Source organism: Streptomyces smaragdinus, from assembly GCF_009604385.1.
In the GTDB taxonomy this organism is placed as follows: domain Bacteria; phylum Actinomycetota; class Actinomycetes; order Streptomycetales; family Streptomycetaceae; genus Streptomyces; species Streptomyces smaragdinus.
Window position 1 is genome coordinate 25,742 of the sequence record NZ_WEGJ01000054.1, and the last position, 7,211, is coordinate 32,952.

The following is a 7,211-nucleotide window of genomic DNA, read 5'->3' on the forward strand; positions in this document are numbered from 1 at the left end:
AGTACCCCGGACCCCGAAGTGGCCCAGCAACCCGCCGGACGAATGGACCGCCGACGGGGAAAACCCCGGCCTAGCGTGGAGGCATGACGACACGCATGAACATCTTCAAGGCGGCCCCCGAGGTCTACAAGACCGTCCTCGCGTTCAACCAGGCCGCGGTCAAGGGCATCAGCGACGAGAAGCTCGTCCACCTGGTCCTGCTGCGGGCCTCCCAGATCAACCGGTGCGCGTACTGCATCGACATGCACACCAAGGACGCCCTCAACATCGGCGAGGACCCGGTGCGCATCTCCCTGGTGCCCGCGTTCGACGAGGCCGAGGAGCACTTCACCGACAAGGAGCGCGCCGCCCTCGCCCTGACGGAGGCCGTCACCGTGCTGACCGACGGCTTCGTCCCGGACGCCGTGTACGAGCGCGCCGCCGCGCACTTCGACGAGGCGGAGCTGGGCCACCTGATCGGCCTGATCGCGGCCATCAACGTGTGGAACCGCCTCAACGTCGCCGCCCGCACCCCCGGCGGCCACTACAAGCCGCAGCCGCGCGCGTGACGGTAGAGCAGTTCCGCGCGCTGCACCACGGCCGCGTCCCCGGCGACCCGGTGATCCTGCCGGGCCCCTGGGACGTGGCCTCCGCCCGGGTGCTGGCCGGGGCCGGCTTCCCGGCCCTGGCCACCCCGAGCGCGGGCATCGCGGCGAGCCTCGGGTACGCGGACGGCGCGACGCCGCCCGACGAGATGTTCGCCGCGGTCGGGCGGATCGCCCGGGCGGTGGACGTCCCGGTGTCCGCGGACATCGAGGACGGCTACGGGCTGGCCCCGGCGGAGCTCGTCGACCGCCTGCTGGCCCTCGGGGTCGTGGGCTGCAACCTGGAGGACACCGAGCACGGCACGAAGCGGCTCAAGTCCCCCGCCGAGCAGGCCGACTACCTCGCGGCGGTACGCCAGGAGGCGGGCGACCGGCTGTTCGTGAACGCCCGCATCGACACGTATCTGCGCGGGGGCCGTACGGCCGAGGAGGCCGTCGTACGCGGACGGGCGTACGCGGCGGCCGGCGCGGACGGCGTGTACCCGATCATGGCGGCGCCGGACCACATCCCGGCGCTCGCGGAGGGCATCGGCCTGCCGCTGAACGCCGTGGGGCACCCGAAGTTCCCGCCGCCCGAGGAGCTGGGCCGCCTCGGCGCGGCCCGGATCACGTTCGGGCCGGGGCTGCAGGTCAAGGCCATGGAGGCGCTGGGCGGCCTCGTACAGGGGATGGCCCCGCAGCGGTAGGCGTCGTCCGGCCGCGGGCGGGACTCACCCCGCGGCCGGGCAGTGCTCCCCCACGCAGAAGTGGTCGAGGACGACGGTCTGCAGCTCCCGGGTCCGCGCCCGCGCGGCCGCGTCGGACGGACCGGCGACCAGCACGGCGTACTGATTCCCGTCGGGGGCGACGAACGCGCGGTCCAGGACGTGCCGGGAGCCGTACGTGTCGTGCGTGTACACGAACTCCAGCTCCGCCGGCTCGCCCTCCCCGTCCACCGAGTCCAGGCCCATCAGCCGGTAGTCCGGCCGCTCCCGGGACGCGGCCTCCACCGTGCGCATCGAGTCGTACGGTGTGCTCCCCGGGTCGGCGACCGTGCTGACCTGGAGCAGGCTGCGGCCGTCGGGCGAGTCGTAGAAGATCTGCGTCGGATCGTCCGGATCGGGCGCGCGGGGCACCCAGCCGTCCGGTACGGGGATCAGCACGCCGGTCTCGTCGGTGGCCCACTGATAGCCGCCGGGCGGCGCGCCGGTGGCACCCGCCGGCAGGTCGTTCCCCTGCGGCGGCGTACTGCGGCCGGCGCTGCCCGCGGCGGTGGGCGTCGGGCCGGAGCCCTGGTCACGGTGGTCCTGCGGCTTCATGAGCAGCAGCCACGACAGCACGCCGACGGCGCCGACGGCGATCACCGCCAGCGCCACCAGCAACGCCGTACTCGGGCCCCGGGCAGGGCGTGTCGCGTTCATGATTCCCCCTCTGCCTGGCATGGACGTCGGAACGTCCCGGGGGGTTCCGCTCTCAGTCGAGCGCCGCCTCGTACGAGCACTGACCCGTCAGACAGAAGTAGTCGAGCACGTTGGCCTGCACCTCCTGCTGATACGGCCACGACTCGGGCGGGCCCGACACGACGACCACCCACAGCGACCCGTCCGGCATCCGCATGGCCCGGTACAGGCCGCGGACGCCGCCGTTGTCGCCGACCCAGGAGTAGTCGAGCTCCGCCGCCTCGGCGCCCGGGACCTCGCCCCTCGCGTGCTGTTCGTACTGGGGGCGGCCGGCGAGGCCGTCGTCGCCGTTCTCGGCGAGGTCGACCAGCTCCAGCGGGGAGCCGACGGACTCGGTCGCCCGCCAGACCTGGACCAGCTCGCGGTCGGGGTCCTCGGGGTCGCGGAACCAGGTGACCGAGCCCTGGACGTCCCGCTCCCAGCCCTCGGGGGCGACGAGCTGGAAGTCCGTCTCGACGTTGTACTGGTAGCCGTCCGGCGGGATCCGGGACTCCGGCGCCGTCTCGACCGGGGAGTCGCTGGTCGGGGGCGGCTCTGTCGGGGTGTCGGCGGCCGGGGTGGTGGCGGAGGGGGTCGGCTTGGCCTCGTTCCCGCCGTCGTCGTCGTCGCTCGTCAGCAGATAGCCGATCGCCCCGCCGGCGACCACGATCACCAGGGCCAGCGCCACGGCGAGGGCCGTCGCCGCGCTGCGCCGCCCGCCGCCCCCGTCGTCGGGCGGGCCCGGCAGGTACGGGTCGTGGGGCTGGTACGGGCTGAGGTCGTACGGGTCCGCGATCGGCGCGGGACCGTCGGGCGCCGGCGGAGGTCCGGGGGTCAGCGGTGGCGGGGTGTCGGAGTGGCCGGTCGGGAGGTCGTGCAGCGAAGCCGGCGCCTGTGTCCCCGGCGCGTCCGGCCACACCTCGCCCGAGCCGGAGTCCGACCCCGACCGCTGCCCCGGCAGCACCGTCGGCGGTGGCGCGGCGGGCGGTGGCGGCGGGGCGGAGCCGGTGTCGGCCTCCTCGACCCAGTCCTGCGCCTCCGGGTCCCATCTGGCGGTCAACGTGTCCTCCCCTCAGCCCAGCAGCTGCGTGATCGCCTGCGCCACGGCCACCGCGGAGGCCCCGATGGCCGCCCCCATGGACGACACCTCGAGCCGCTCCCGCAGCCGGGCCAGCCGCGACCGGTCGGCGCTGCCGGCCCGCCGTACCTCGTCGGTGACGCCCACCAGGTCCCGCTCCAGGTCCTCCGCCTCGTCGCTCGGCGGCTGGTCGAGCAGCTCCCGGCGCAGCTGCCGGACAGCCGCGAGCAGCCGCTCGGCGTCCGGCCCGGACACGGTGACGGAGGCATCGACGGCCCGCGCCCCCTTGCCCTGGGCGACGGCGCCGCCCTGCATCACGCCGATGGCGATCCCGCCCTCGGCCGGCGCGGGCACATTCGCCGGCACCTCCCCCGCGGGCGCGGCCGTCTGCCGCCGCCCCTCGTCGCGGGCCGTGGCCTCGTCGCCCTGGGCGACCGCGCCGCCGGTCATGGAGCCGATGGTGATCCCGCCCGCCGGCTCGCTCGTCTCGTCGCTCACTGCTTTCCCCCTCCGTCGCCGGAACCCGAACCGGCCTGTGCTCCACTGCCCTGGGCGACCGCTCCGCCGCTCATCTGGCCGATGAACATGCCGCCTTCGGCGATATTGAACACCTGCTGGGTGAACCGCTCGGTCTCGTACCCGCTGGCCTCCAGCGCGTCCGTGACACCGCTGGCGATGCGGTCCTGGATGGTCTTCACGTACCTGCTGATGTCCATCTCCTGGAAGAGGGACACGTCGTCGGCGCTGCCCAGTTCCCGTACGGAGGTCACAGGTCCCTCACCGGGCAGCACCTCCGGGTCGTTCAGCCAGGCACGCGAGGACGAGCCGCAGGTACGGAGGATGGACACGCCCGCCGCGAACACGGCGGTGGGGCTGGAGACCAGCGCCCGTACGAAACCGCGCAGCCCCGCGCTGCGGGCGCCGCGCGCCACGATCCGGTCGACCTCGCGGAACTCCGCGCGCACCGGGAACAGGACGTGCGGCACGACCTCCAGCACCAGCATGCCGCCCTGGGTGTGCACCCGGACCAGCACGCTGACCACCACGTTCTCGTCCCAGGCGCCGACCCGGACGCGCAGGAAGTAGCGGCGGGCCTCGCCGCCCTCGTCGACGGCCTCGGCGATGTGCCGGTTGGTGTTGTCCTCGTCGTAGCCCGCCGTGCCCCGGCGGGGGCTGGTCGGGAGGTACGCCAGATGCTCGACCTCGAGCTGGCGCAGCCGGTCCCGGCTGGTCGCGGCGGCGGACTGCCGCAGGGCGCCGAGCTTGGGGAGGATCAGGTCGATGACCTGACGGCTGGTGAGCGCGGGGGCCTCGGCGTCGCCCAGGGTCTTCTTGCGCTTCAGCTCGATCGCGAAGGACCAGGGGTCGTACGGGTGGCCGTAGCCGACGAACGGCTCGAACGGGTCGTACACGGTCAGCCGGGCGTACTGCTCCATGTCGATGGCGGCGGCCAGCCGGCTGTGCGCCCCCGGCAGTCCGGCGCGCGGGCGCTGCCGGAAGCGGGGCTTGGCCAGCTCCTCGCGCAGCGCCCGGTCCACCCAGGCGCGGTGCGCCCAGACGGGCAGCGCCAGCAGCAGGGGGACGGCGAGGCCGACGAAGTCGCCCTCGGTGGACAGGAGGGATACCGAAAGGGCCCAGTACGCGGTCAGCTGCAGCCGGGCGTAGAGCCGGACCAGCAGCGCGAGCCGGTCGCGCCAGCGGGCGATCCGGCCGCCGGGGCGTACGTCGAGGGTGTAGACGGCGGAGCTGCGGTCGGCGGCGATCCGGGCCAGCCAGAGGAACAGGCAGACCAGGGCGTACCAGCCGACCCACCAGCGATCCGTGTCCGCCGCCGCGTTCAGGACGAAACAGATCAGCCAGGTGAAGCCGACGCCCACGCCGGTCAGCACCTCCGCCTGCCGGCAGCGCAGGGCGTGCGCCAGCACCGGGACGGCGTCGACGCCCAGCGACGGGGCGACGGTGCGCTGGCGCTGTTCGACCAGCTCCTCGATGACGCGGCGGCGGAACGAGGAGTCGAGATAGACCCCGGCGCACAGCAGCCGCGTCGCCTCGCTGACGAACGGCGGCAGCGGTACGGAGCCGGTGTGCGCGGGCGGCGCGGTGGCCGCGGCGGGCGGCGGGGCGGCGGGTTCCGGGGCCGCGGGCTCCGGGGCGACCGGCTCCGGGGCGACCGGCTCCGGGGCGCGGGTCTGGGCGGGCACGGTGGGGCCGTCCGACTCGTCGGACTGGGGTTCGGCTGGCTGCGTCAAGATGTCCCCCGAATCGCTCAACTGAGCTATCGCATCCGATAGTTGAGGCTCTTGTTTACGGGTGTGTCAGCGTAGCGAACAAAGTCCATGCCAAAACGGCCCGCCACTCACCCGATCGGGTGAGTGGCGGGCCGTTCGTGCGTACGGCTGAGCGGCTGCTCGGATGAGGCTGCTCAGATGAGGCCGAGGGCGCGGACCGCGTCGCGCTCCTCCGCGAGCTCCTTGACGGAGGCGTCGATGCGGGTGCGGGAGAACTCGTTGATCTCCAGGCCCTGGACGATCTCGTACGCGCCGTCCGTCACGGTGACGGGGAAGGAGGAGATCAGGCCCTCCGGCACGCCGTACGAGCCGTCGGACGGGATGCCCATGGAGACCCAGTCGCCGGCGGCGGTGCCGTTGGTCCAGGTGTACACGTGGTCGATCGCGGCGTTGGCGGCGGAGGCGGCCGACGAGGCGCCACGGGCCTCGATGATCGCGGCACCGCGCTTGGCGACGGTCGGGATGAAGTCCTCGGCCAGCCACTTCTCGTCGTTGACGGCCTCGGCGGCGTTCTTGCCGGCGACCTCGGCGTGGAAGATGTCCGGGTACTGGGTGGCGGAGTGGTTGCCCCAGATCGTCAGCTTCTTGATCTCGGAGACCGGGACGCCGGTCTTCTTCGACAGCTGCGACAGCGCGCGGTTGTGGTCCAGGCGGGTCATCGCGGTGAAGCGCTCGGCCGGTACGTCGGGGGCGGCGGCCTGGGCGATCAGGGCGTTGGTGTTGGCCGGGTTGCCGACGACGAGGACCTTGATGTCGTCCGCGGCGTGGTCGTTGATGGCCTTGCCCTGCGGCTTGAAGATGCCGCCGTTGGCCTCGAGGAGGTCGCCGCGCTCCATGCCCTTGGTGCGGGGGCGGGCGCCGACGAGGAGGGCCACGTTCGCGCCGTCGAACGCGACGTTCGGGTCGTCGCTGATGTCGATGCCCTGAAGCAGCGGGAAGGCGCAGTCGTCGAGCTCCATCGCCGTGCCCTCGGCGGCGCCGAGCGCCGGGGTGATCTCGAGGAGGCGGAGCTTGACCGGAACGTCCGGGCCGAGGAGGTGGCCGGAGGCGATGCGGAACAGCAGCGCGTAGCCGATCTGTCCGGCGGCGCCGGTGACGGTGACGTTCACGGGGGTGCGGGTCATGACGTTCATCTCCAGGCAGGCTCTGGTTCGACGGTCCCGCTTCGTCCACTGGCGGGGCTCCGCCCGCGGGGCGAAGACGGGGCCCCCGACAATCTATCCGAACGCCAGTGGGGCCTCACGCCACCCACCGTGTGGAAACGGTCACCCGCTCGTGGCCGGGTTCGTGCACCCGGCGGAGCCGCCCGGGAAGGCCGTACAGGCCTCGGTACCGGCGGGGTCGTCGACGGCGGTCATCGCGGTGTACGCCTCGCCGTCGGCGTCCGCCTCGGTGTGGCGCGCCTTGTCGCCGCCGACGCGCAGGTCCAGGGCCGCGCCGACCGGGGCGTGGGTGATCCGGGCCCAGGCGGCGCCGCACACCTCGCTGTAGCGGACCTCGAGGTAGGCGCCGCCGAAGAAGGTGTCGCCGACGGTACGGGCGTTGTCGCCGCCACAGCCGCTGGCCTCGGGGTCCTTGCCGTCGCAGCCGTCGCCCCGACAGCTGACGCCGGCCGGGAGCGCGGCGCTGGGGCTCGCGGAGGGGGAGGCGGAGGCGCTGTCGCGGGGGGCCGGGTCGTCGCCGCCGATCAGGCCCGTGGCGTAGGCGACGCCGGCCGCGAGGGCGGCGACGGTGGCCAGGGCCACGGCGGCGAGGCCGTCCTCGGCGTCCTCGCCGACGGTGACCACGCCGGCGCCGAGCTGCTGCTCGGCGCCGAGGGCAGCTGGCCGTTCACGCTGCAGGC

At 73.8% G+C, this 7,211-nt stretch carries 8 protein-coding genes; 2 read left to right on the top strand and 6 right to left on the bottom strand.

All coding sequences use genetic code 11. From position 1 onward, the window contains the following. The first annotated feature begins 83 nt into the window (after positions 1–83). A complete protein-coding gene (locus SRB5_RS33080; protein ID WP_153457178.1) occupies positions 84–548 on the top strand; it encodes a carboxymuconolactone decarboxylase family protein in 465 nt (154 codons plus the stop codon). Next, the gene (locus tag SRB5_RS33085; protein WP_323378893.1) at positions 545–1,270 is read left to right on the top strand and encodes an isocitrate lyase/PEP mutase family protein; all 726 of its coding nucleotides are present in this window, start codon (positions 545–547) and stop codon (positions 1,268–1,270) included. The genes SRB5_RS33080 and SRB5_RS33085 overlap by 4 nt, the downstream gene beginning before the upstream one ends. Positions 1,271–1,294: 24 nt before the next feature. On the opposite strand, the gene SRB5_RS33090 is transcribed toward SRB5_RS33085, so the two are convergent. The 6 genes from SRB5_RS33090 to SRB5_RS33115 form a co-directional block, all read right to left on the bottom strand. Then, complete coding sequence (locus SRB5_RS33090) at positions 1,295–1,984, bottom strand: hypothetical protein (RefSeq protein WP_153457179.1); 690 nt, start codon at positions 1,982–1,984, stop codon at positions 1,295–1,297. A gap of 52 nt (positions 1,985–2,036) precedes the next feature. Further along, positions 2,037–3,062 carry a hypothetical protein gene (locus tag SRB5_RS33095; RefSeq protein WP_153457180.1) on the bottom strand — a complete coding sequence of 342 codons (1,026 nt, stop codon included), beginning with the start codon at positions 3,060–3,062 and terminating at the stop codon, positions 2,037–2,039. A 12-nt stretch (positions 3,063–3,074) separates the two neighbouring features. After that, positions 3,075–3,578: a hypothetical protein gene (locus SRB5_RS33100; RefSeq protein WP_153457181.1), complete on the bottom strand. Its 504-nt coding sequence runs from the start codon at positions 3,576–3,578 to the stop codon at positions 3,075–3,077. Continuing rightward, entirely contained in the window at positions 3,575–5,329 is a 1,755-nt protein-coding gene (locus SRB5_RS33105; RefSeq protein WP_228390639.1) for a hypothetical protein, read from the bottom strand. Before SRB5_RS33105 ends, SRB5_RS33100 begins: the two co-directional genes overlap by 4 nt. Positions 5,330–5,502: 173 nt before the next feature. Next, a complete protein-coding gene (locus SRB5_RS33110; protein ID WP_153457182.1) occupies positions 5,503–6,492 on the bottom strand; it encodes a malate dehydrogenase in 990 nt (329 codons plus the stop codon). Between the two features lie 141 nt (positions 6,493–6,633). Then, positions 6,634–7,211, bottom strand: a 578-nt coding sequence (locus tag SRB5_RS33115; RefSeq protein ID WP_153457183.1) for a DUF2690 domain-containing protein, incomplete at its 5' end; no start/stop codon positions are given.